Source organism: Streptomyces sp. P17, from assembly GCF_032436805.1.
Taxonomy (GTDB): domain Bacteria; phylum Actinomycetota; class Actinomycetes; order Streptomycetales; family Streptomycetaceae; genus Streptomyces.
Genome location: NZ_JAVRBF010001221.1, coordinates 1 through 251 on the forward strand (window position 1 = coordinate 1; position 251 = coordinate 251).

General features: G+C 60.6%; 1 protein-coding gene. It reads left to right on the plus strand.

Features of this window, described 5'->3' with window-relative positions; translation table 11 throughout:
• Positions 1-251: hypothetical protein (locus RMT89_RS44475; RefSeq protein ID WP_315889442.1), on the plus strand; the 251-nt coding region annotated here is incomplete at both ends.

Here is a 251-nt window from a genome sequence, read left to right on the forward strand (position 1 = left end):
GCCCAGTTTGGCGCCCTCGAAGCCGTACTTGCGCCACTCGACTTCGGTCGCGCTGCAGGCCCATGCCTTCTGTGCGAACACCGGCCAGTATCTTTCGGCAAACCCGCGGTCGAATTGGCTGTGATGCGCGATAATTACAACCGCGTCGTCTACGAATTTTTCCACCGCGACGTCGTCGATGCGGTGACCTGCGATCCAATCCCCGCCGAGATCACCGACTTAACCGGCATCAGCGATGAGTTGGTCGCCGG